This is a genomic window from Spirochaeta dissipatitropha, from assembly GCF_054657935.1.
Genome location: NZ_BAAHXT010000001.1, coordinates 220,639 through 242,097 on the forward strand (window position 1 = coordinate 220,639; position 21,459 = coordinate 242,097).

Consider the following 21,459-nt stretch of genomic DNA (forward strand, 5'->3'; position numbering starts at 1 on the left):
TTTTCGTAGTATCAGCTCACTTGATTTAGTTGAGCTGCCCGGAGTAACGCTCGAGTACCTTTTTGAGCCGGGCCACAATCTCTTCGTTTTCTTTGGCTACATTCTGCATGTTGTCGACTGAACCCGCGATCTCGGTGTTGTCCTGTGCCTGCTGGGCAGTAGCCGCCTGAATCTGGCTGAAAGCCTCGATCAGTTCGGTGACAGACTGCTTCATGGCCTCACTCCGCTCACGCTGGGTATGCACCACCTGACTGATGGTCTGGGTCGATTCAACCAGTGAGCTGATGCTTTGCAGAATCTCGGTAGTTCCTGCATTCTGCTCACGCATGGCAAGCGATATCTCGGCAACCAGCTGGTTGGTCTGCTGGATATCACTGGAGATTCGGTCCAGCGAAACCCCTGCATTCTCGGAAAGCTGTACCCCGTTATCAATAAGTTCCAGCATTCCCTTGATCTGAGAGGTGATTCCCTTGGCACTCCTGGAGCTGTTTTCTGCAAGGTTCCGGACTTCCTCGGCAACAACCGCAAAGCCCCGCCCGGCATCGCCGGCATGGGCGGCTTCGATAGCAGCATTCATGGCCAGCATATTGGTCTGGGCAGATATCTTGGAAATAACCGTGACAATATCGTTGATCTGCTTCGAGCTGCCCTCGATCTCGCGGATAGCCTCAATCGCCTTTTTAACGGCGTCACTGCCCTGTCCGGCAACCTTGGTCAGCTCCTCACTGACCTTGTTGGTCTTTTCCGCTGCCTGGGTAACAGAATCGATGCTGGCAGCCATCTCATTTACGGAGCTCGATGTCTGTTCGACAAAGCTGGCCTGCGTGTTGACCTGGTCGGCGATTGTCTCGAGTGAACCAAGAATCCCCCGGATGTCGTTTCCGGTTTCCTCCACCGCTTTCAGCTGCTCATCGGCATTGCTGGACACCTGCTCAATGGCGGCTACCATGCGGCCGGCGGCACTGCCCGTGCTGAAAATTACTTCCTGAAGTTTTGTCGATGACTCAGCCGTCTGGCTGCTGGCCTGCATTACCGTCTGCAGCAGTTCACTGATCTGATCCATGAAGGTGTTCAGGCTGGACACAATGTCCCCGACCTCATCAAATTCGATTATCTCGATTTTACGCGTCAGTTCGGCATCACCCTGCACCAGTTCTGCCAGTTTTTTGCGGATCAGCAGGACCTGTCCCAGCATCGATTTCGAGCCGAGCATGTGGACACCCGTGGCGATGCTCATGAGAATAATGACGTAGACAATCAGAATCAGAGTGAAACGCTGCGGATGCGGAGCGTAATCAGTCAGTGAAAATTCGTTCCTGGGAACATCGAATCCACCGAAAGAACTGAGCTGTGCGTAGTAGCTGTCCTCTGCCTGCTGCAGGCTTATTTCACCGGTCGCGGCTCTGGTGACCAGGCTTCTGAATCGATGTTCAATGGTAAAAATCTGCAGGAAGCCGAAGCTCATGGTCATAATCAGGAACAGAGCGATAATACGGGTCTGCAGAACCGATTTCATGGTGATCTTCGCACCGCGCACATCCTTATCCGCGTCGATCGCGTAGATCTTCAGCATCGCCCGTGGTTCAGCAATAATCAGGGTGATAATACTGTGCTGCATGAGGGCTGCCAGGCCGGCAGTCGAGAGTATAAAAAGCAGCTGGATTATACCAGCTACGTTCAGCAGCTCACTGATATTCAGTACTACCCCGGCCGCCCAGGCCAGAAAGAAACCGACGAGATTAGCTGCGTAGATGTTTTTCCAGAGTCTGGAGATGGAGTGTCTGGCTGCGAAGTACTCTTCCTCATCCGGAGTTTCTCCCATGTCGATTTTCTTGACTGCTCTGTGCAGAGGTCCCAGTTTCCGTGTAATAAACCAGGCCAGGACAGCTATGGTCGGGATTCCGATTATAACGAGGATGAGCATACCGCCCAGCAGAACCTGGAAAAAATTCGGTAAACCGAGCATTGCAAATGGCGGGTAGAGCAGCAGAATGTTCTGCACAAGCAGGGTGACAAATACCACTCCAATCACCGACACCATAACCTTAACGCGGAAGTCTCTGTACAATCGATCTGTGTACTGCTGAATTTTTTTCTTGGCCATATAAGACCAAGATAGAGCCAAAATGTCCTTTATGCAAGCTATGGAATATTGCTTCGGCAGCGTGCCGCAGTGCAGTTGCAGGACGGCTGGAACAGGTACATAATGGAAAGTGTGAGTATTGAAGGAGATTCTGTATGATAAGAGAAATAATCAAGCCTCAGGAAGAGATTTACAAGCTTCATATTCCAAAAGAATATTTAAATACCGAGATTGAAATTTTGATTCTCCCATTTTCATATCCAGATAATGATATACCTTCAGATGTACATTTGAATGAATCAGCTGGCATTCTTGGCGGAAAGGTTGTCGATCCAGCCGCCTGGCAACGTCAGCTCAGGGAAGAATATGAGCGATAAATATCTTATTGACTCGAACATTCTGATTTATCATTTAAATGGAAACATGCAGGTCACTGAATTTCTTACTGCGAATCGAAGTGCTTGCAGCATTTCCAGAATTACTTATATTGAGGTTATGTCCTTTAACTTTTCTCCATCAGAAGAAGCAGTTGTGAAGAAATTTCTCCATAGTTTTCGTGCACATGATTTAAATCAAGGGATATCAGAACTTGCCGTGGAAAATAGAAGAAATAAACGGATCAAGATGGCTGACAATATAATTGCGTCGACGGCTCAGTATCATAATCTGATCCTTGTTACTAGAAATGTAAAAGATTATCGATCTCTTGAGTCGTTGATAATTCTGAATCCTTTTTCTGATTGGAATATGAGCAGTATAGTTAGTAAAATAGAGGTACAGCATGAAGCAGACATTCCAGGAATTGCCCGAGCGCATACAGAATCACCTGAGGGGTATTACCGCAAGTTCAGGCCTGCCGCCGGGAGATGAATCCCTGCAGGCTCTGGCGTCCAACTGGATCAAGAAGCGTGAGCTTTTTGCCGGTCAGGTTCAGGCGCTGGATATGATTGAACTGGCCAGCTATGATCCCACGGACTGCAGGGCGGTGCTCCTGCTGAGCTACTCCGGCTCATTGATGAGTCTGGAAGCAGTGAGTCCATCGGAAGAAGCCTCGGAACCAGCGCTGGAAGCCGCCCCGGCAGCAGGGGCTGCGGTTGCCGCACCGAAGCCGCCGGCCCGGAAATTCGAGTACGCCAGCATCAAGCTGCGTCATGATGTTCCGGATACCATTCAGGCCGATGCGGTGCAGCTGAGCTCGGAAGTCCGGCTGGATGAGGTCGTCACCTTTCGCGGTTCTCCGGTTGCCAGGAGTTCCGAGATACTGCATATCGCCAGCTTTCCCGCTGATGTGAGTCCGGGCGAGCAGAACCGGCGGCTGCGAGAGGCGATGCTCTTCCTGACCAACGGATTTGCCAAACTCAACCGGCAGCTGACCCAGGTCAATGCAGCAATCGATCATTTTACCACCCAGAACATGGTGCAGTTTATTGCCAAACGCAGCGGCCTGACCCAGGCCAAGACCCGGGAAGTCATAGATGATTATATTGCCATGATCCGTGCCGGAATGATGATGGGTGAGAGGGTTCCGGTAGGCCGACTCGGCCGGGCTCATGTCCAGAAGCAGCCTGCCCGCAAGGCCTACATGGGGCGCAATCCATCAACCGGGGAGGACATGCTCATCTCTGCTAAACCCCCGACCATGGTTCCCAGGTTTTCTTTTTCCGGGGCTGTGAAATCTGCCGCCGAGCGTTTGCCCGTGGAGGAAGAAGACGAGGAATAATTTCGAACTTTTAGATCTCAGAATTCGATCAGCATGCGGTAGCTGCGTTGCAGAAACAAGGCCCCGATCCTGAAAAAGATGTCCAGTCGGTCGCGCTGAATCGGCAGGCTGTTTCCGGAATCAGTAAGTCTGAAGCTGATTTCGGTACGTGCCTCGCGGATTATCCATGTGCTGTCGGCATTATAGCTCAGCTCCAGAGGGTAGCCGCTGTCGGCAGCCAGCCAGAGTTCACCCTTCAGTGTGTCCCCGGTGTCCGTCTCGAATTCGATTTCATATCCATCTGCCCTGCGTCCCTGAATACTGCGGGATTTTCCGCTAGCCCTGCCGCGAAGGCTCTCGTAAACAGGACTTCCGAATCCCCTTCCTCCGCCTCCGCTGCTATTGTTGTCACTTCCATCATCGCTTTCCTCATCCTGATCAGCTGATTCTGATTCCAGCATTGAAGCAAAGCTGTCAAAGCGACCCAATGAATCGATTTCGGGATCAACCGGTTTCCCGTTCAGCAGGAACACCGCCTTACCATCCGGATCTGCTGAAGGGATAATTTCCAGGCTTTCCCTGACTGCGCCATTGCTGCGAAGTTCCTGGATCAGACTGCGGCGTGCAGGATTATCTGTCCCGGATTCCTCTGCCAGCAAGCGGCCAGCCTGCGACAGAAGAGCATCAACTCTGCTGTCAGCTGCTGCCGACAGCGGCAGGAGAAATAGCAATATACATACCGTAAGAAGTGATATCTGTTTCATACTAAATGTAATATAGAGGTGTTATTCATAAAAATCGAGTTTTATTCCAGTTTCACCCGTGAATACAGGTTTCAATTTGAATTCGGCTTCCCGATGGGCTATGCTTATGAACATACACTATAGATCAGGAGGATGTATGAAACGTATTTTTATGACAGCTGTTGTGCTTGTTATAGCAGCTGCTGTGCTGCCCGCACAGGATGTAGGGTCAACATGGATTGATTCAACCAATGGGGCCAATATGCTGTTCCCGACTTCCATGATTTCGGAGGTTTCTGACGGTGCATATACCGATGAAATCGATATTCTACTGCGCTCTCCCCTTGAGCTGGCCAACTATGATGGCTACGGGATTTTTACCCTGTACGGGAATCATTCCGCTCATTGGGGTATAACAGGATACAATAATCCTTTCAATACCGGAGGAGTCAATGTTCAGCTATACCAATTCGGCGCAACCATGCCCCTGGGTGAAGGTATGCGGGGCGGATTTGTCGGTCGTTACTGGAACACCACGACACCGGGTCTGGCTGGTGGGCTTTCCTTTATAGAGGATGGTGAAGTCGAGCAGACCAGAGATACCACGGATCCTGAAGAGGTAATCCACGAATCCACCGAGACAACAGCCTACAATTTTACGGTCAGCACCAATACCCGAAACCATATCTTTGGTACCGGGCTGAATATGGGCCCCTTTGCCGCTTCGCTGTTTGTCGGTATGAATAATGATGCCCGCACAGTTGGTGGTACATATACCTATGAATATGCCCGACGGGACAATGATTTTGATCCTGGGAATCAGCTGACGCTGGAATCATATATACTTGGTCGTGACGATGAAGGAAAGGCCAGGAGCTATCCTTCCGACTCTGACTGGAGTGTAACATTACTTGGACAGCTGCCACTTGCACTGATCGGTGAAAGCTCTCCGCTTACAGCATTCCTGAGGGTTGGAGCTGAAAGCGATTATGATAACCTGCTTACTGGTGTACGAACCGTTTTTGCCCAGACTACCATGACGGACTGGGAAGAAAATGAAACCGTGCGAATTACCCGCACCTATGGTGAAAACCTGAGTGGCAATCCGAATCTTGAAGCAAATCTCCCCGGAAGTGGCGCAGTTGCGGCTGGAGATGACGCAGGTGGAGCCACATATTTCGACCTCGATAACATCCGCAATGGTAAGTTCGGTTTTGAACTGGGCGGTGGAATCGATCCGGTAATTGCCCTGGATGAACGAGTTACTGCATTCACCAAGGCGCACATGTTGTTCGGCATGAATTTTGGAAGCAACAACACAGCCGAGCGTGAGGAACTGCGTGTTCGTAATTCTGCAGCAGAAACTGACTGGCAATCAAGCTATTCCGAAATTAGTGAAGAATCGAATCTCGAGATCGACCTGCAGTCTGAACTTGGTGGACGTCTGGCATTTACAGATGAAAGCGGCTTCCTGACCCTGTCTACCGGACTCTTCCTGCGTCCCGGGTACAACCGCGATTCTACAACACCCAAGACCACCACCACTGTAACCGAACGACGCAATGATGGAACCGGAAATGATCTGACTGAAGCTGCGGTTGAAGCAGCCGGCGGTCCAGTAGCTGCAGCGGCTCTGGTAGATGAAAATATTGATGGTCGATCTGTTCTGACTCAGACTACAGAGTGGGAAGGTGCAGACGCAAGTACCACCCTCAGCCTGGATCTGGTTATTCCGACCAGTGTGCGCATGGACTTCCGCGAAGGGACCCTGAGCCTGATTGGTGGCTACAACATCAGCCACACTCAGTCCTGGACCACAAACAAGGATGACAGAACTTCAACTACCACTAATTCTGCTGCCATGACCACAGCCGATGGGAACGTGACTGTCACAGATGGTCCAATAGCAAGTGAAACCACAAGCGCACCGCGAATCGAAAAGACTTCTGCTGCCGCCCCATGGGCTGGTCAAATGGACTGGATGGTTCGTTGGACACCTAATGAGAGTCTTACCGTTGATATGTCAGGTGCGAGTGTCATGACAGCACTGAATATGGATCTGTTCGGCCGTGGAGGAAATGCTGCAGGATTTAATCCAGCGACTATTCTCAATAGCCTGAACTTCGGCATCAGCTTCCGCTTCTAGGAAATCTGCTGAGCACAGCTTGCGCAGCTTATGTGCAAACATACGAAGGCCGTCCCTGAGGGGGCGGTCTTTTTTTGGGAAAAACACTGTTTTTTAATGCAAAGTGCTACACCTCTGCTGTATATAGGGGTACAGTAGAAGGAGATATAGTGGAGAGTACCGCAATGAATCTGGGTGATAAAGAGTTGCAGCTAATCGGAGAATATATCAGGAAGCAGTTTCCGCAATGGGCTGAGGACTATTTGAATATTCGAAAGTCTGAGCTGCCTGCAACCCTCGATGTTTCACTGATTGAGCGCATTGTTCGGGTAGAGGAAGGCATTAAGGCTATTCACGACAGCATGGAGCTTCGAGCGGCATCCCTGGAAGAACGTCTTGTCTTCATCGAAAAGCGTTTCGAGCTGATTGACCGACGCTTTGAAGAACTGCTGGACAATATGAACCAACGCTTTGAACAGGTTGAAAAGCGTTTCGAGCAGATCGATAAGCGCTTTGAGCAGATGGACAAGCGTTTTGAGGAAATGCTGGGCAGCATGAACCAGCGCTTTGAACAAGTAGATAAGCGTTTTGAACAGGTGGATAAGCGTTTCGAGGAGCTGCTGGGCCAAATGAATCAGCGCTTTGCGCAGGTCGACAAGCGCTTCGAAGAGCAGATGCACTATATTGACAAGCGCTTCGAGGATATACTGCACTACATGGACAAACGTTTTGAACAGGTCGACAAGAGGTTTGTCATAATGCAGTGGGTCATGGGCCTTGGTTTTGCCGGCATTGCTGCGCTTATGGCGGTATTCAATTATCTATAGAGCTTTGTAGAGCGAACACACTATCTGAAAGGACAACTCATGAAGCGTTTCGTGGGGCCGTTTGTATTTCTGGCAGCGGCTCTTTTCCTGGCGGTCAGCAGCAACGAATCCTATAATCTCCTTCCGAAGCATTTCTCGCTGCAGGGAGTGCATCCATCGGCTTCGGGTTTCGTTATGAGCTTTTCGGGTCTTGGCGGTATAATTGTGCTTCCATTCCTGGCTTTTTTTATCGATCATTTCAGGGCACGAACAATTCTGACGGTCGCGTTGCTGTTTATTATCCTGACTCCCTTGCTGTATTTCCTGCCGGTGCCGGCGGTCGAGCTCTATGCTATACCGCGTGGTATTCAGGGAGCAATGTTCTCCATATTGATGGTGAGCTTTACCGCAGCTGTAAGCCACAGTCTGCCGGAGGGAAAACGTTCGCACGGTCTGGCTCTCTTCGGGCTCATGGGTCAGGCTGGAGGGCTGACAGCCGTGGCCCTGGGTGAGCCGATCTTTGATGCCGGAGGCCTGCGCTGGCTTTACATTTTTTCTTTCAGTCTGTCTGCCCTGGCTCTTATCAGTATCCGTCTGTTTCCGGAGGAACGCAAAATTCATGTCGGAGAACAGCCGAAACTGAGCGATTTTGCAACCGTTCTGGGACGGCGATCCATGATTCCTCCCTTGTTCTGGATATTTATTCTGGGCAGTGCTTTCGGGACTATTCAGGCTTTTCTGCCGGATGTGGTGCTGGAGCGGGGGCTGGGAATGGTTCGGCCCTTCTACATTGCTTATCCTGTAACGACAGCGGTAGTACGGATCGGTTTCGGCCGCTGGTTTGATCGTTTTCCCCTGCGGTGGGTTGTGCTGATTCCCCTGATTCTGATTCCTGCCAGCCAGTTTGCCGTGTTTTATGCCCCGGGTATCGCCTGGATAGCGTTTTCCGGTTTCTGCTATGGAGTTTCTCACGGGGTAATGTTCCCGGCTATTATGGGGCATCTCCTGGACCGTTCTCCATCGCATTTCAGGGGGCGGATGAGCTCGGTATTCAATATGCTGTTCAGCGCAGGGCTCTTTGCATCCGGCAACCTCGGGCGGGCCTTCATCCGTACGAGTGCGGCCGATGCTTTTTTTGGTATGATGATTCTCAGTCTGAGCGGAGTTCTGCTGCTGATCGCGCTGCAGTTCAGAAAAACTGTCAGCCCTCAGTAATTTCAGTATAATGTGTATATATGGATACTAACACCAGGAACAAGCAACAATCATTTGAGCAGCTCTATGATCAGGCATACGCCCTGTCGGGCAATGATCCCCGCCGTGGGCTTGAGCTTGTTGGCGAACTCTCGGAGCGTGCCCGGGAGAATGGAAACCTGGAGTACCAGGCCCTTGCGCTGTACATTGGCGGATTCTGTCATCTCGGACTGGGCGAGTATCCCGATGCCCTGCATGCCTTCGATACCGGTTCACGATTCTCTTCGGAGCAGGGGCTGCATGAGCTAGAGGTCAAGTTTCACAATGCCTTCGGCACCATGCATTTTCAGCTTGGCACATTCGCAGATGCGATTTCGGAGTACAGCGAGGGCCTTCGCAAGGCGAGGCTTTATAATCTCCGTCAGGATATATGCCGTCTGCTCATCAATCTCGGAAGAATCAGTTTGAAAACCTCACGGGAGGAAGAGGCCCTGCGTCTGTATCTTGAGGCAGAGAGCTGTCTGGAGGACGATGATCCACCATTCCTTGCCTCCGTGCTCTACAGCAATCTTGGCGAAGCATATCTAAAAAATAATCAGTTGAAGAAAGCCAGGGAATTGACCCTAAGGTCACTGGAATATGCACGTGAACATGGAGTACTGAGCAACGAGATTACGGATATGGTCAGGCTGGGTCATATTTCTGCAGATAGCGGAGATTTCGATGCTGCAGTTTCCATTGCCCGTCAGGCCCTGTTGCTGGCTGAGAACAGAGGCTTCAAGGAATTGAAGATCAAGTGCCTTCTTTTGATTGGAAGTGCACTGGCCGGTGAAGGCAAGTTCAAGGATGCCAGGGCTGCCTATAATGCTTCCATGAGGCAGATCAAGAAATACGAGGTGAGTCATCTGCTGGCCGATGCTTACGAGCAGCGCGCGGAAATCAACAAGCGTCTCGGTTGTTATGCCGAGGCTTACGATGATATGACCAAGGCTATGGGCCTGAGCCGGGACTGGCTTCGTGCAGAATCCAGTACACGCCTGGAACAGCTGGAAACTGCCTACCATCTGGACGGCATGCGCCATGAAGCAGAGCTTGAACGGCAGCGGAGGCAATCCCTGGAGCGGGCTAATGCTCATCTGCAGGCCGTTACGCGAATCGGCGTTGTCCTCACCAGCACCCTGCAGCCGGAAGAAATTCTGACGCGCATGTGGCGTGAACTCAGCGTTATTTTTCCCCTGTTCAGTCTGGCAATCGGTGTCTATAACCGTGATAACGAAACCGTTGAATTCCCTTTGCTGATTGATGATGGTCAGCTGCAGTCCAGTTTTACGGTGTATATGAGTGATGAGCAGAGTCTGGCTGCATATTGTATCCGCAAGGGAAAAACGCAGTATTTCCGGAATTCCGATGAAGCGAGGCGTTATATAAATCGTCCTGAGGTAGCAGAAACACCTGGAGCACAAACATCCCAGTCAATGCTGTTTATACCAATGTATTCAAGGGATGAGGTCAGCGGAGTGCTGACAATTCAGAGTCTGGAAGTTGATGTCTTCAGTCAGGATATTGTCGAGATGCTGGAGGCAATTGCTGTGTTCGCCGGGGTTGCAGTAGAAAATGCCTGGAATATGGGCAGAATGGAGAGTCGCCACCGGAAGGTTCTGTCCGAGAAGGTGCGTATCCAGAAGCAGGCAGCACAAACGGCCTGGCTTGCTGATCATGACGGACTGACCAGGCTGGCCAACCGCAGGTTTCTGGATAAATTCCTCGAAGATAAAGTCAGCAATAACAAGACATTTGCCCTGTTCTACATGGACCTGGACGGCTTCAAGCCGGTCAATGATCAATATGGACATGAGATCGGAGACCGGGTGCTCGTCATGGCTGCCGAGCGACTCAAGGGATTGTTTCGTTCAAGTGACCGCCTGTGTCGTGTCGGTGGAGATGAATTCGTTGCTGTTGTAGTGGATGTAGAGAAGGAGGAGGATTGCATACTTATTCAGGACAAGATTTTTTCGGCATTCAAGGAGCCCTTCAAGCTCGACAACGGAACCATATCCCTGAGTATTTCCTCCGGTTTCTCCCGGTACCCTGCAGACACGAGCGATATCGGTAGTCTGCTGTCAAATGCTGATGCAGCAATGTATCGGGACAAGCAGAGCCCGGATTAAGTTTTTCGCTCACGCAATCAGTGTTCCGAGCTTGCAGTTTCCCTGCCGGCAAGGTATGAATATGGTATGAATATTGAACTGATTGCGCTCGACCTTGATGATACATTGCTGGATGATCAGCAGCAGCTCTCCCGTGAGAATCATGATGCCATTATTGCGGCTGAAGACAGGGGAATCCGTGTGGTTCTGGCTTCCGGCAGGGGACCTTTTGCGATGGCACCCTATCTGAAACAGCTGGAGATGGACTGCAGGGAAGGCTATGCTGTCTGTTCCAACGGAGCCCTGGTTATGCGCAGTGATAATGCTGAAGAACTCGTGTATGAGGGCCTGGCAGTCGACATTGCGGCCGAGGTTATGGAATGGGCCGAAAGCAGGTCTGCCACATTGCAGACCTACCGTGAGAATATAATCTATTACAACCGGAGTAACAGCCACAGTCATATGGACAGCAAGCTGACAGGGCTTCAGCGTGTTCAGGCAAGTCCTGAAGAGATGCTGGCCATGAAGCCGGTCAAGTATGTTCTTCCCGGTGATCCTGAAATTCTTCAGGCTTATCAGATTGAATTGAAGTCACTGCTGGGGGAGCGCGCGAATATAATTTTCAGCAAGCCCTATTTTCTTGAAGTGCTTGCCCCGCGAGCCGACAAGGGTTTTGGTCTGGCAAGTCTCTGCGAAATTCTGCAGGTACCCCAGGACCGTGTAATGGCGATGGGCGATGCCCAGAACGACATCGGCATGCTCAAGTGGGCAGGTTTTTCGGTTGCAATGGCCAATGCCACGGCTGAGGCTAAAGAAGCTGCAGATGCAGTAACTGAAAACGACAACAACATTGCTGGAGTTGCTGAGGCACTGTACCGCTATATTCTGAAATGATCTCCGGGGATTTTGCAATTTTCTCTGAATGAATTACACTTCAGGTATGGAACATCACAGACAGAGCGCGCGGCGCAAGGTATTTTATTATCTGGAGGTTGATGATCTGGCCAGTGGGAAAATGCTCGGCCGGATAGGTGATATTTCGCCGGATGGATTGCTGCTGCTTGTAACTGCAGCACTGCCTATGGCAAAGCTGTATTCCGTGGCAGTACGCCTTCCTGATACTCCGGAATTTTCAGGACAAAGCCTGGAACTGGAAATAGAAACCCGCTGGCAGAAACCGGACGTGAATCCCGAGATTCTTATGGTGGGCTGTCGGGTAACCCGCAAGCCTGCAGGCCAGGGGGCCCTCATCAACCGCATAATCGACTATTACGGATTCAGTGAGGGCTACAAACTCTACGATCAGAATGAGTAGCTGAACCCCCCGGAAATTCCAATATTCTCATTCTATTCAGCCCGCAGGGCTTCTACGGGCCGGAGTTTGGCGGCTCGGCGTGATGACGGGTAGGTTGCAATCATGGACACGACGAAAGAATACAGAAATACACCAAAGGTCGTGACAAGATTCAGTACCGGATACAGGGTGGATGATATGTCCATGTCCATACTGTCCAGGTACTCTCCAAAATTTATTCCATAGATGCTTAGGGGAATGGTAATGCCAATGCCAAGCAGCACGCCGAGTAATGAGCCGACGAATCCAAGTATAGCGGCCTCAGTGAAGAACAAGCGGATCAGTTCCTTTTTGCTCATGCCGAGCGCGGATAATGTCCCGATCTCCCTTGTGCGTTCATGAATGACCATCATGGTTGTGCTGATCACCACAGTCGAGGCTAGCAGGAAAAACATCAGGGCCATCGATCCGTAGGCTGCCTGGGCCATCTGCAGATAGGCATAACTCGGGCTTATTTCTGTCCATGGGCGGGCTGAAATCTCATTCCTGCCAAGTTTACTGAGGACTGTATTGATTTCCTTTGTGAGCGCAGCCGTCTGTCCGCGGGTGCTTTTGATCAGGATCTCGCTCGCTCCACCATCCATGAGCATGAAGCGCTCTGCACTCTCTATCGGTAGTATATATGCACGGCTGTTAAGGATGCCCACGGGAAATTCTGCAAGTCCCACGACATCTACACTGAAGGCGTTGCTGCTGCGGTATCTGGTCTGGGTCATAAATGTCACCATATCCCCGATACCGACACCGATTTCCTCTGCCAGTCGAGTGCCTATTATTATTTCATTACTTCCGGCTTCAGGTAGACGGCCGCTGTGGACAAGCATCTCCAGGTCCTGGTAGTCATGCTCTTGTTCCATGTCCAGGCCGAAACCGATGGCGGCAACCTGTTTGTCGTCCTGAAAGTAAGCGCTTGGCACCTGGATCCGGGGACTTATTGCGCGTACACCTGGCTGCTGTAGCAGCAGATTGCTGAGTTCTCGATAATCCTCGACGGTATGCTGGATCGGATTCAGATGCTCGTACTGATCATAGCTGAGGTTGCGGATTCTGATTTCCCCGGCATCGTAGTTCCATGCATTATGTTCGATGTCCCGGTAAATCCCTGCCAGGAGTGAGAACAGTATAGTTATTGTCATGGCGGCAATCGAGATCGCAACTATGGAGAGTACACTGCGGCGGGTATTCCGGAAGATGTTTCTTGTTGCTATTGTGCGAAGTTTCATAATGCTCTCCTTACTGGCGCATGCATTCTGTAATGTTCTTTTTCAGGATTTTCCGGGTTGGAAGCCAGGAAACAAGTCCGGCAATGACGATGGCCGTTCCTGCAGCGATGAACATTAAGGGAATGTTCCACTCGCCATAGAGAATGCTGGACATCCGGTATCCTAAATCGATCTCGTCAAGAAGGAAACCATAGTCCAGTCCGACATTCACGAGAAAAAGCTGGAGCAGGGTACCAAGAATCAGTCCGAATACGGCTCCTATAATTCCGATTCCGGCTGCTTCAAAGGCGAACATATCGCGGATATCTGAGGTGCGGAATCCCAGAGAACGAAGCATGCCGATTTCCTTTTGCCGTTCGAGCACAGACATGAGCATGGTGTTGGAGACTCCCACAATCGCAATGATCGCCAGCAGGAATGAGAAAAGGCCGGTGTAGGCGTCTGCCATTCCCATCATCTCATCCATTTCACGGTTCATTTCTGCAAAGCTCAGGACTTCAAGCTGATCCCCATTGACCCGGGTGGTAATAGTGCGTATCGCTTCTGTATCCTCAGGCCCGGCAAACATGGTCGGGAGTTTTACATGGACTGCTGTAACTGCGCCCCGCATTTCCAGGTATTCGTCAGCAGTAGCCAGGGGAATGAACACCATATTCCGGTCGACTATTGGGTTTGGTGTTTCATAAATTCCGACAATTTCCATGTCCAGAAGCTGCCGGTAGCCGTCACGGGTACGGGTGCTCACATTGACGGTGTATCCTGTCTCGGCGCCAAGTCGTTCAGCCAGCCAACGGCCCATAATCAATTCTTCATCACCTTCCAGAAATCTTCCCTGTAGCATGTTGTCTGCGAGCAGAAAAACTTGCGGATCCCGCACAGGATCAACTCCGGTGAATACCATCGGGATAGACCCGTCTTCAGGGAAGGGATCGTAGTGGACAATGAGTTCACCGCGGAAGCTGGTTCTGGCTGCTGCCTGGAAACCAGCATCTTCAAGTTCCTCGAGCAGAATATTGGCATCCTCGACAAGCCGTTCAAGCCGGTAGCTGTCCATGGTTTCATAATATCCCCGGGCAAAAATACCAGCGCTGCTGAGTTCATAGAGCTGAAGATTCCGGTTCGAATCGCCTGCAAATCCCGACATTATGGAACTCAGGGCGATAAACATAGCTACCCCGGCGCCGATTGCTATTGCAGTTATTATGCTGCGTCGTGTATGCCTGGCGAGATTCCTCATTGCCATGGCAAAGAAGAACCGCACAGGAGCCTTATGTTTCCGTGCCGGTTTTTTATTCATGATCGCTGGCCTGTAGTTCCGCCTGCAGCCACAGCAGCAGTATGGATATGTGCATTGTTTCCGGACAAACTGTCACTCTCTATCAGCCCGTCATGTAGTCTGCACAGCCGGTTCGCATATTCCATGACCATTGGATCATGGGTTGAGAAGATAAAAGTAGTTCCTCGGCTCAGGTTGATATCTTTCATGAGCTTCAGGATTGATTCTCCTGTTTCAGAGTCCAGGTTTGCTGTTGGCTCGTCAGCCAGTACGATCAGCGGATCCTTGGCCAGGGCGCGCGCAACGGCTACCCGCTGCTGCTGTCCTCCGGAAAGTTTTGCCGGACGGCGATGTTCCATGCCCTCCAGACCTACTTCCTTGAGCAGGTTCATGGTCCGCTCACGGATTTCCGGGGCAGGAATCTCAAGCAGTGAAAGTGTCAGGGAGACGTTTTCGAAGGCCGTGAGAACCGGAATCAGATTGAAACTCTGAAACACAAAGCCGATTTTTTCACGTCTGATCTCGGTCAATGCCTTGGCCGGAAGCAGTGAAAGAGGCGTTTCCTCAATAAATATTTCTCCGCTGTCCAGTTCATCTATGCAGCCGATCAGATTCAGCAGGGTTGTTTTTCCGGATCCCGAAGGGCCGGCAATCGAGATAAACTCCCCGGCTGCAATCTCCAGGGAAACGCCACGCAGGGCATGGACTTCGGTGTCGCCGTCTATATATTTCTTGTGGACATTCTGGATTCGGATCATTTTGTTCCCCCCGCAGTTGGATTCTGGTGTTTCTGCAAGGCGACCATTCCCAGCGGACTGCCGAGATTCATCTGTTCTGCAGCTGAAGACGGAACTAGCACCATGGATCCCTTGCTCTGGCGCAGACCGTCGTAGACCATGTTCATTGCCCGTAGCTGGAAGGCCTCGGGGTTGTTTGCATAGTATTGCGCTGCCCGCTGCATTTTCTCTGCCAGTTCGATTTCGGTGTCTCCAAGGATTATCCGCGCTTGGTGTTCACGGTCAGCCTGTGCCTTCTTGCTCATGGCGTCTTCCAGTTCCTTGGGGATAATTATGTCGGTGAACTCAACTGAAAGTACGGTAATCCCCCAGGGATCAGTTTTGGCATCCAGTTGTTTCTGCAAGTCGAGGCCGATTCGATCGCGTTCCGAAAGCAGGGTGCTCAAATCGTGGGTGCCGATGGCATCGCGCAGGGCAGTCTGTGCGGATACGGTAACGGCTTCAAGGAAGTTCTCCACCTCGAGGATTGCCTTCTGGCTGTCCCAGATCATCCAGAAACAGACTGCATCAATGTGAACCGGAACATTGTCACGGCTCAGGGTGCGCTCTGCCGAGAAATCAGTGACCCGGATACGGGTATCAACCCTGGCTGCAATGCGGTCGGCGAAGGGCAGGAGCGTGAAAAGGCCGGCACCACGGATCTTTCTGAATCTGCCGAAACGCAGGATTACTGCCTTGTCCCAGTGATCCAGCATCTGCAGCATTGCGGCCGGGACCAGAGCCAGAACCGGTACCGCGTGCGCCAGTGGCGAGTAGCTCTCGGATGTATAGAAGAGCGCCGCCGCCGCTGCCAGTAGTGAGATTACCAGCATGCCCCAGGTTGGTAGAATCAGGAGAATAATAGCTGCGGCAATAAGCCCGTAGGTAATGCCCTCAAGCTCTTCAGGACTGATTGTACCGCTCAGCTGACCGATTCCCGCTGCCGCTGCGGCAATAATCGCCATAAGCAGCAGTGAAAAGGTTGAAAAACGGAAGTCAGTCTGCAGCCGCCGCCTGGGCTGGTTCTTGATCCTGCTGGTTGTATTCCTGATTGAAAACTGTTCCATGAACTGCATGGTTCCTCCTTACAGATTAGCTGCCATCTCGCGCAGCTGTGCAATGATTTCTTCGGTCTGGAAGCCGTAGGCACTGGCCTGACTCAAGGTGTTCTGACAGATCTCGGTCAGTATCCGCTCGCGTTCGATATCCGAGAGCAGAACATCGCGTTCTGAAATAAAGGTGCCGGTTCCTTGCTGGGTATTAACAATCCCCCTGATTTCCAGCTGACTGTAGGCCTTCGCCACAGTGTTCGGGTTGATCTGCAGATCAACAGCCAGACTGCGAACAGTCGGCAGCTGATCGCCCTTCTTGAGTCGTCGGTCAGCAATCGCGAGCTCTACCTGCAGGATCACCTGCTTGTAATAGGGGACCCCGCTGCTGTGATCGATGGAAAAACGAATTTTGTCTGCCAATCCATCCTCCTTATTCTGGTCATTCTGCTCGATGATATTTTCTTGTATCATTGTACTACATATACAGTACAAATAGTACAATATACCTTCTTGTATGGATGTGCAAGGGAAATATTTTCGGGCTGACAGGAAAATTGACATTCAGGCTTAATGTGGTAGTTTATTATCCTGTGAATGCTCAAGCAGATGTAATTCTGCAAAATGCTCAGGAGGAGGAAATTGATTGTCTACCCTATCCATGACTACCTCAGTAACTACTTCAGTGAATAGCCCGGAACTGCAGTATCGCGGCATTCCAGCCTGCGGAAACATAAATGATCCTGATATTCTCCTGCTCAGCGTGAACGCTGGCTACATTCATGCACATATAGGTCTACGCTATCTGCTTGCCAACCTGGGTGAGCTGCAGGGCAGGGCTGGAATTCTTGAGGGTACCCGACGCTCGGGAGTCCTCAATCTGGCGGCTGCGGCAACTTCGCTGAAGCCTCGGATTATCGGCATCTCGGTCAGTATCTGGAATCACCGGGAGAGCCAGGAGCTTATGGAATTGATTCGCAAGGAGCTTCCGGATGTTCTGATGGTAGTCGGCGGACCCGAGGCCAGCTACCTGGATGAGAGCCATGAATTGTTTGTGAATGCCGATGTGCTTATTCGGGGTGAGGCAGAACTATCCTTCACGGAGCTCTGCCGGGAGTATTTAGCAGCGAGTGGGCCTGGCTGGGTCGGTGAGGCCGGCGAGGCCGGCAGGTCCCTCCAGGTCATTGAAGCAGGTCCCCCAGATCTGAAGAATATAAGTCTTCCCTACAGTCTCCTGAGTGACAGCGATCTGAAGAATCGGCTTATTTATGTTGAGACCAGCCGGGGCTGTCCCTTTTCATGCGAATTCTGTCTTTCCAGTGTGCAGGGGAGGGTACGCACATTTCCTCTTGAGCCGGTGCTGGATTCAGTGCGGGATATGTATGAGCGCGGGGGGCGCTACTTCAAGCTGATCGACCGCACATTCAATATAGATATCGCCAGAGCCAGGCGGACCTTACAGTTTTTTCTCGAATTGTTTTCCAGGCAGGATCAGCCTGGGGCCTATGTGCAGTTTGAGGTTGTTCCGGACCGCATGCCGCATGAACTGCGGGAGATTATCCAGCAGTTCCCGGCAGGCAGCCTGCGGCTGGAGATCGGTATTCAGACTTTCAATAATGATGTTGCAGCCCGCATTAACCGACGTCAGGATCAGCAGCGAACGCTGGATAATCTGGCCTTCCTGAGCCGTGAAACAGAGGCTGTGCTGCATGCCGATCTCATAATCGGCTTACCCGGAGAAGATCTCGCGAGTTTTGCAGCCGGGTTTGACCGCTTGTGGGAAATGCAGCCCGGTGAGATTCAACTTGGTGTGCTCAAGGCCCTGCCCGGTACCACTCTGCATCGTCATGATGCAGAGTACGGCATGGTCTACAGCCCCGATCCACCTTACGAAATACTGGAAACCGGAGTAATCTCCCGGGAACTCATGAACGATCTGAAGGCCGCTGCCAAATTCTGGGAGCTGGTGGTGAACAGGGGCCGCTATCCCCGACAGGTTCAAAATCTAATTCCCGTCGGTGCCAGGGCATTCTACCGCTTTCTGGAACTCAGCAGATATCTTTTCCGTCATTTTGACAGAACATGGGGAATCGATGCTGCTGAACTCGGGCGGCTTCTCGATGAATATTCCGCGGCAGAAATCACCTGATCATGAACTGAATTTCGGTAACAAAGCGTTTCGGGTTGCGGGGAAAAATCATTCCCGGCCCTCTGATATAGATTTCCCGGCTCGGCAGCAGCTTGTTGTGTCCGTGCTCATTACAGAAATCAAAGAGCTTCTTGTAGGAACGACCAAGCTCCTCATACGGTCCATGGTGCAGTATGCTTGCAGCAGTACCTCCAGGCAGCACCCGGCAATCGATGCCCTCTTTGCTGACGGCTTTGCGGACTTCTACACAAGCCTCAATGTCAGCATCGCTCTCCTTGTAATCATCATCATGGTACAGTGCAAAGGGTTTACCACTAGCGTATCTGCCAATCTGTCGGTATAAACTGCCGAAATGTGTCCCGATTTCGTTATATGCTCCCTTGAAACGAATGCTGCAGATAGTTTTTTCTGCAATTTCCTTTTTTTGAACCTCGATTGCTTCACTCATGGCTGATTCCTCCCTGTACATGCTGTTGGCCGATAGTATGCTTTGAATGCTGGCATCCAGAGCCATATATTTCCTTGCCTGATTCCTGATCTCCTGCTGCTTGGCCTTCAGCTGCTCGATCAGCTCCTCGTCATCGCTGCAGGTTCCGAAAATCTCCTTGATATCTGCAAGAGAGAAATTCATGTCCCGAAGCCGGCGGATAATTCCAGCGCGCAGTGTGGACTCATCCCCATAGTAGCGGTAGCCGGTCTCGGCATCGATCCGCTCGGGAATCAGTATGCCCTCTTCATGATATATTCTGAGGGCTTTAATGCTCAGACTGCTTACCCGTGAAAATGCACTGATTGTCAGCATGGACATAGTATAGTGCATAACAGAAGCTGCTTGTATTTAGTCCTGTTGTTTCTGCTCTTCTATGAACATCCGCAATACGGTTTTCAGTTTCTGAGCAGGAGTTTTGCGGGCATCATTCAAATATATTTCCCGATGATCCAGTGACCGGCGTCTGAGGCTCTGCTTCCCGGCAAAGTCTGACATTTTTCTGAAGCTTTCCGGCTCGTTGTCATAGCTGCCGGTATGAAGCATTTGAATGCAGAGTCCGTCCTCTATACTTGTAAATTGAACTGATTCTGTCATGGTTGTTTTCTTTTTCCTGCGGACATCATCGAGAATAGATTCGATGAACTCAGCGGACAGAAAATCTGCTTGCCGTATCATTATCGTGTATTTCAGATTCGACTTGTCAATCGCTGCGTTGACATCAAACTCTTCCGGCCTGGCTATGCTCCAGATACCTTCCAGAGGGTAGACCGTGTAATCCCGGTAGCCGCTGCTTCCTGTTTCTTTTTTTGAGCGCATTTTTACCGCATAAGAGCATGTATACAGGGCTTGTACACAATATTCAAAGTGAGCACTGTTCGGGTTTCCCTCGCCCTCGATAGTCAGGAAATTGAACCCGGGTACGGTAATCAATTCAGGTGAAGATGTTGGCAGGTATAAGCCTTTTTCGTGTTTTCTCCATTCGTGTTTCATATCCTGAGTATCAGGTCCGCCCCCGGGGCAGGGTCAAGGATTTTATTTCTGATTATTATGCAAAAAGCTCTGATTATTTTGGGTAATTAATCGCTGCAGCAACTGCCAGGCATACATCTGCATCCGGGGAAGGTGGAATGGCCCCTTGAACATGTTCCCTTTCAGTTCGGTGGATACGCTACCGTCACGGTTCAGGTAGCCGAACCATTCGCCGGATTCCCGGTCAGGGAAATGAGCTTCGTTCCAATCGTGAATACGCTCAAACCACTTCAAATAGTGTTGTCTCCCGGCCCCCTCGTTCAGCAGGGTGGCATAGAGGCAGGCGATTACAGCCTCATTATGTGGCCACCAGAACTTCATGTTATGCCAGTATTCGAAGGGCGGTTTTCCTTGTGCGTCCAGGAAATAGTACAAGCCTCCATACTCATTGTCCCAGCCTGACTCCAGCATCCAGTCGAGAATTCTGCAGCCGGTTTGCCCTAATGCCGGGTCGTTATGAAAATCAGCTTCTCGCAGAATAAACCAGGCCAGCTCTATGCTGTGTCCAGGGTTCACCAATCGACCTTCAAAATGATCTGACTGGAATTCTCCGTTCGGGCCTGTCTGTTCGAGCACGCAGCACAGATCTTCCTTTATAAAGTTCTTTTCGATTAATTCGATCCGGTCGCGGATAAAGCGGCTGCATTCGTGAACCCGCTGACTGGCGGGACCCTCAAGATTCAGTGCTGATTCCCGCAGTTCCTGGGCAATGTTGATTTCTATCATCGGTAATGCCAGTCCGATAGACGGGCGGGTTCGCGGTTCCACTTTTGGATTCTGCATGGCAGGGTCGTCCTGAAAATGCTGAAGACTCTCGAAAAGCCTGAAGGCCTGGTCCAGAGATTCTGTGCTTCCGCTTGCCGATCCATAGGCAGATTTTGCTATAGCTGCAAAACATTCGCTGAAGAAATATCTGCGCTTAATCAGCGGACGACCCTGCCGCGTGACCCGGAAGTACATACGGCCATCGCCGTCCCTGTCGTAACAATGGCGATCACTGAAATCGATAACAGAGGCAGCGGCTTTCAGCAGCTCAGGATCCTTATCTACCTGTAATCTGTAGGCAGTCGCGAAGGTCCAGCCAGCACGCCCCTGAAACCACACTGACTTGTCGCTTTCAAGAAGCTCTCCACGCCTCCCGAGTCCGGTAATAATTCCGCCGTGTTCACTGTCCATTCCGTGCTTCAGCCAGAACGGCAGGGTATTGCTGTAGAGTTGTTTCTGGTAGTTCGCGGCATGTTTTGTCAGATTCTGCTGCTGTTTTTTATCTGCTTCCATGACTGTATATTGTAGCATTGTCCTGCATTGTTCAGGGA

20 protein-coding genes are annotated in these 21,459 nt (G+C 51.1%); 10 read left to right on the plus strand and 10 right to left on the minus strand.

The window, feature by feature from the left end; genetic code table 11:
- Positions 1 to 25 precede the first annotated feature (25 nt).
- Positions 26 to 2,104, minus strand: a complete 2,079-nt coding sequence (locus ACYQ2L_RS00905) for a methyl-accepting chemotaxis protein (protein ID WP_460050064.1) — start codon at positions 2,102 to 2,104, stop codon at positions 26 to 28.
- A gap of 134 nt (positions 2,105 to 2,238) precedes the next feature.
- On the opposite strand from ACYQ2L_RS00905, the gene ACYQ2L_RS00910 reads away from it, so the two are divergent.
- The 3 genes from ACYQ2L_RS00910 to ACYQ2L_RS00920 are packed head-to-tail and all read left to right on the plus strand — an operon-like array spanning position 2,239 to position 3,803.
- Complete coding sequence (locus tag ACYQ2L_RS00910) at positions 2,239 to 2,460, plus strand: hypothetical protein (RefSeq protein WP_460050066.1); 222 nt, start codon at positions 2,239 to 2,241, stop codon at positions 2,458 to 2,460.
- Positions 2,450 to 2,953, plus strand: coding sequence for a type II toxin-antitoxin system VapC family toxin (locus tag ACYQ2L_RS00915; protein WP_460050068.1), 504 nt, complete (start codon positions 2,450 to 2,452; stop codon positions 2,951 to 2,953). The genes ACYQ2L_RS00910 and ACYQ2L_RS00915 overlap by 11 nt, the downstream gene beginning before the upstream one ends.
- Complete coding sequence (locus ACYQ2L_RS00920) at positions 2,865 to 3,803, plus strand: HU family DNA-binding protein (protein ID WP_460050070.1); 939 nt, start codon at positions 2,865 to 2,867, stop codon at positions 3,801 to 3,803. Before ACYQ2L_RS00915 ends, ACYQ2L_RS00920 begins: the two co-directional genes overlap by 89 nt.
- Before the next feature lie 17 nt (positions 3,804 to 3,820).
- On the opposite strand, the gene ACYQ2L_RS00925 is transcribed toward ACYQ2L_RS00920, so the two are convergent.
- Positions 3,821 to 4,546 carry a hypothetical protein gene (locus ACYQ2L_RS00925; protein ID WP_460050072.1) on the minus strand — a complete coding sequence of 242 codons (726 nt, stop codon included), beginning with the start codon at positions 4,544 to 4,546 and terminating at the stop codon, positions 3,821 to 3,823.
- Positions 4,547 to 4,682: 136 nt separating this feature from the next.
- Between ACYQ2L_RS00925 and ACYQ2L_RS00930 the strand changes: the two genes are divergently transcribed.
- The 6 genes from ACYQ2L_RS00930 to ACYQ2L_RS00955 all read left to right on the plus strand — a co-directional run bounded on the left by ACYQ2L_RS00930 (position 4,683) and on the right by ACYQ2L_RS00955 (position 12,112).
- Entirely contained in the window at positions 4,683 to 6,671 is a 1,989-nt protein-coding gene (locus ACYQ2L_RS00930; RefSeq protein ID WP_460050074.1) for a hypothetical protein, read from the plus strand.
- Between the two features lie 149 nt (positions 6,672 to 6,820).
- Positions 6,821 to 7,477, plus strand: coding sequence for a hypothetical protein (locus ACYQ2L_RS00935; RefSeq protein ID WP_460050076.1), 657 nt, complete (start codon positions 6,821 to 6,823; stop codon positions 7,475 to 7,477).
- A 39-nt stretch (positions 7,478 to 7,516) separates the two neighbouring features.
- Positions 7,517 to 8,671: an MFS transporter gene (locus ACYQ2L_RS00940; protein ID WP_460050078.1), complete on the plus strand. Its 1,155-nt coding sequence runs from the start codon at positions 7,517 to 7,519 to the stop codon at positions 8,669 to 8,671.
- 20 nt (positions 8,672 to 8,691) lie between these two features.
- Positions 8,692 to 10,818, plus strand: a complete 2,127-nt coding sequence (locus ACYQ2L_RS00945) for a diguanylate cyclase domain-containing protein (RefSeq protein ID WP_460050080.1) — start codon at positions 8,692 to 8,694, stop codon at positions 10,816 to 10,818.
- Between the two features lie 66 nt (positions 10,819 to 10,884).
- Positions 10,885 to 11,691: a Cof-type HAD-IIB family hydrolase gene (locus ACYQ2L_RS00950; RefSeq protein ID WP_460050082.1), complete on the plus strand. Its 807-nt coding sequence runs from the start codon at positions 10,885 to 10,887 to the stop codon at positions 11,689 to 11,691.
- A gap of 46 nt (positions 11,692 to 11,737) precedes the next feature.
- On the plus strand, positions 11,738 to 12,112 hold the full coding sequence (locus ACYQ2L_RS00955) for a PilZ domain-containing protein (protein ID WP_460050084.1): 375 nt from the start codon (positions 11,738 to 11,740) through the stop codon (positions 12,110 to 12,112).
- Positions 12,113 to 12,144: 32 nt separating this feature from the next.
- Here ACYQ2L_RS00955 and ACYQ2L_RS00960 read toward each other — a convergent pair whose 3' ends face one another.
- The 5 genes from ACYQ2L_RS00960 to ACYQ2L_RS00980 are packed head-to-tail and all read right to left on the minus strand — an operon-like array spanning position 12,145 to position 16,949.
- Positions 12,145 to 13,374, minus strand: a complete 1,230-nt coding sequence (locus ACYQ2L_RS00960) for an ABC transporter permease (protein ID WP_460050086.1) — start codon at positions 13,372 to 13,374, stop codon at positions 12,145 to 12,147.
- Between the two features lie 10 nt (positions 13,375 to 13,384).
- A complete protein-coding gene (locus ACYQ2L_RS00965; protein ID WP_460050088.1) occupies positions 13,385 to 14,671 on the minus strand; it encodes an ABC transporter permease in 1,287 nt (428 codons plus the stop codon).
- Positions 14,668 to 15,408, minus strand: a complete 741-nt coding sequence (locus ACYQ2L_RS00970) for an ABC transporter ATP-binding protein (RefSeq protein WP_460050090.1) — start codon at positions 15,406 to 15,408, stop codon at positions 14,668 to 14,670. Before ACYQ2L_RS00970 ends, ACYQ2L_RS00965 begins: the two co-directional genes overlap by 4 nt.
- Positions 15,405 to 16,502 (minus strand): slipin family protein, encoded by a 1,098-nt coding sequence (locus ACYQ2L_RS00975; RefSeq protein WP_460050092.1) that lies wholly within the window; start codon positions 16,500 to 16,502, stop codon positions 15,405 to 15,407. The genes ACYQ2L_RS00970 and ACYQ2L_RS00975 overlap by 4 nt, the downstream gene beginning before the upstream one ends.
- A gap of 9 nt (positions 16,503 to 16,511) precedes the next feature.
- Positions 16,512 to 16,949, minus strand: coding sequence for a GntR family transcriptional regulator (locus ACYQ2L_RS00980; protein ID WP_460050094.1), 438 nt, complete (start codon positions 16,947 to 16,949; stop codon positions 16,512 to 16,514).
- Positions 16,950 to 17,121: 172 nt separating this feature from the next.
- Here ACYQ2L_RS00980 and ACYQ2L_RS00985 point away from each other — a divergent pair, with 172 nt between their 5' ends.
- Positions 17,122 to 18,624, plus strand: a complete 1,503-nt coding sequence (locus tag ACYQ2L_RS00985) for a B12-binding domain-containing radical SAM protein (RefSeq protein ID WP_460050096.1) — start codon at positions 17,122 to 17,124, stop codon at positions 18,622 to 18,624.
- On the opposite strand, the gene ACYQ2L_RS00990 is transcribed toward ACYQ2L_RS00985, so the two are convergent.
- From ACYQ2L_RS00990 to ACYQ2L_RS01000, 3 genes are read right to left on the minus strand one after another with little or no spacing between them, the layout of a single operon-like run.
- Entirely contained in the window at positions 18,617 to 19,426 is an 810-nt protein-coding gene (locus tag ACYQ2L_RS00990) for a MerR family transcriptional regulator (protein ID WP_460050099.1), read from the minus strand. The genes ACYQ2L_RS00985 and ACYQ2L_RS00990 overlap by 8 nt on opposite strands.
- A gap of 36 nt (positions 19,427 to 19,462) precedes the next feature.
- Positions 19,463 to 20,104: a GyrI-like domain-containing protein gene (locus tag ACYQ2L_RS00995; protein ID WP_460050101.1), complete on the minus strand. Its 642-nt coding sequence runs from the start codon at positions 20,102 to 20,104 to the stop codon at positions 19,463 to 19,465.
- Positions 20,105 to 20,146: 42 nt separating this feature from the next.
- Complete coding sequence (locus tag ACYQ2L_RS01000; RefSeq protein WP_460050103.1) at positions 20,147 to 21,421, minus strand: AGE family epimerase/isomerase; 1,275 nt, start codon at positions 21,419 to 21,421, stop codon at positions 20,147 to 20,149.
- Between the last annotated feature and the right edge of the window lie 38 nt (positions 21,422 to 21,459).

What these genes read in the sequence shown, in the direction of transcription:
- ACYQ2L_RS00950 (WP_460050082.1), top strand. Translation starts at nt 10,885, where the DNA reads ATGAATATTGAACTGATTGCGCTCGACCTTGATGATACATTGCTGGAT.
- ACYQ2L_RS00970 (WP_460050090.1), bottom strand. Translation starts at nt 15,408, where the DNA reads ATGATCCGAATCCAGAATGTCCACAAGAAATATATAGACGGCGACACC.
- ACYQ2L_RS00905 (WP_460050064.1), bottom strand. Translation starts at nt 2,104, where the DNA reads ATGGCCAAGAAAAAAATTCAGCAGTACACAGATCGATTGTACAGAGAC.
- ACYQ2L_RS00995 (WP_460050101.1), bottom strand. Translation starts at nt 20,104, where the DNA reads ATGAAACACGAATGGAGAAAACACGAAAAAGGCTTATACCTGCCAACA.
- ACYQ2L_RS00965 (WP_460050088.1), bottom strand. Translation starts at nt 14,671, where the DNA reads ATGAATAAAAAACCGGCACGGAAACATAAGGCTCCTGTGCGGTTCTTC.
- ACYQ2L_RS00975 (WP_460050092.1), bottom strand. Translation starts at nt 16,502, where the DNA reads ATGCAGTTCATGGAACAGTTTTCAATCAGGAATACAACCAGCAGGATC.
- ACYQ2L_RS00915 (WP_460050068.1), top strand. Translation starts at nt 2,450, where the DNA reads ATGAGCGATAAATATCTTATTGACTCGAACATTCTGATTTATCATTTA.
- ACYQ2L_RS00980 (WP_460050094.1), bottom strand. Translation starts at nt 16,949, where the DNA reads ATGATACAAGAAAATATCATCGAGCAGAATGACCAGAATAAGGAGGAT.
- ACYQ2L_RS00960 (WP_460050086.1), bottom strand. Translation starts at nt 13,374, where the DNA reads ATGAAACTTCGCACAATAGCAACAAGAAACATCTTCCGGAATACCCGC.
- ACYQ2L_RS01000 (WP_460050103.1), bottom strand. Translation starts at nt 21,421, where the DNA reads ATGGAAGCAGATAAAAAACAGCAGCAGAATCTGACAAAACATGCCGCG.
- ACYQ2L_RS00910 (WP_460050066.1), top strand. Translation starts at nt 2,239, where the DNA reads ATGATAAGAGAAATAATCAAGCCTCAGGAAGAGATTTACAAGCTTCAT.
- ACYQ2L_RS00940 (WP_460050078.1), top strand. Translation starts at nt 7,517, where the DNA reads ATGAAGCGTTTCGTGGGGCCGTTTGTATTTCTGGCAGCGGCTCTTTTC.
- ACYQ2L_RS00945 (WP_460050080.1), top strand. Translation starts at nt 8,692, where the DNA reads ATGGATACTAACACCAGGAACAAGCAACAATCATTTGAGCAGCTCTAT.
- ACYQ2L_RS00920 (WP_460050070.1), top strand. Translation starts at nt 2,865, where the DNA reads ATGAAGCAGACATTCCAGGAATTGCCCGAGCGCATACAGAATCACCTG.
- ACYQ2L_RS00930 (WP_460050074.1), top strand. Translation starts at nt 4,683, where the DNA reads ATGAAACGTATTTTTATGACAGCTGTTGTGCTTGTTATAGCAGCTGCT.
- ACYQ2L_RS00990 (WP_460050099.1), bottom strand. Translation starts at nt 19,426, where the DNA reads ATGCTGACAATCAGTGCATTTTCACGGGTAAGCAGTCTGAGCATTAAA.
- ACYQ2L_RS00955 (WP_460050084.1), top strand. Translation starts at nt 11,738, where the DNA reads ATGGAACATCACAGACAGAGCGCGCGGCGCAAGGTATTTTATTATCTG.
- ACYQ2L_RS00925 (WP_460050072.1), bottom strand. Translation starts at nt 4,546, where the DNA reads ATGAAACAGATATCACTTCTTACGGTATGTATATTGCTATTTCTCCTG.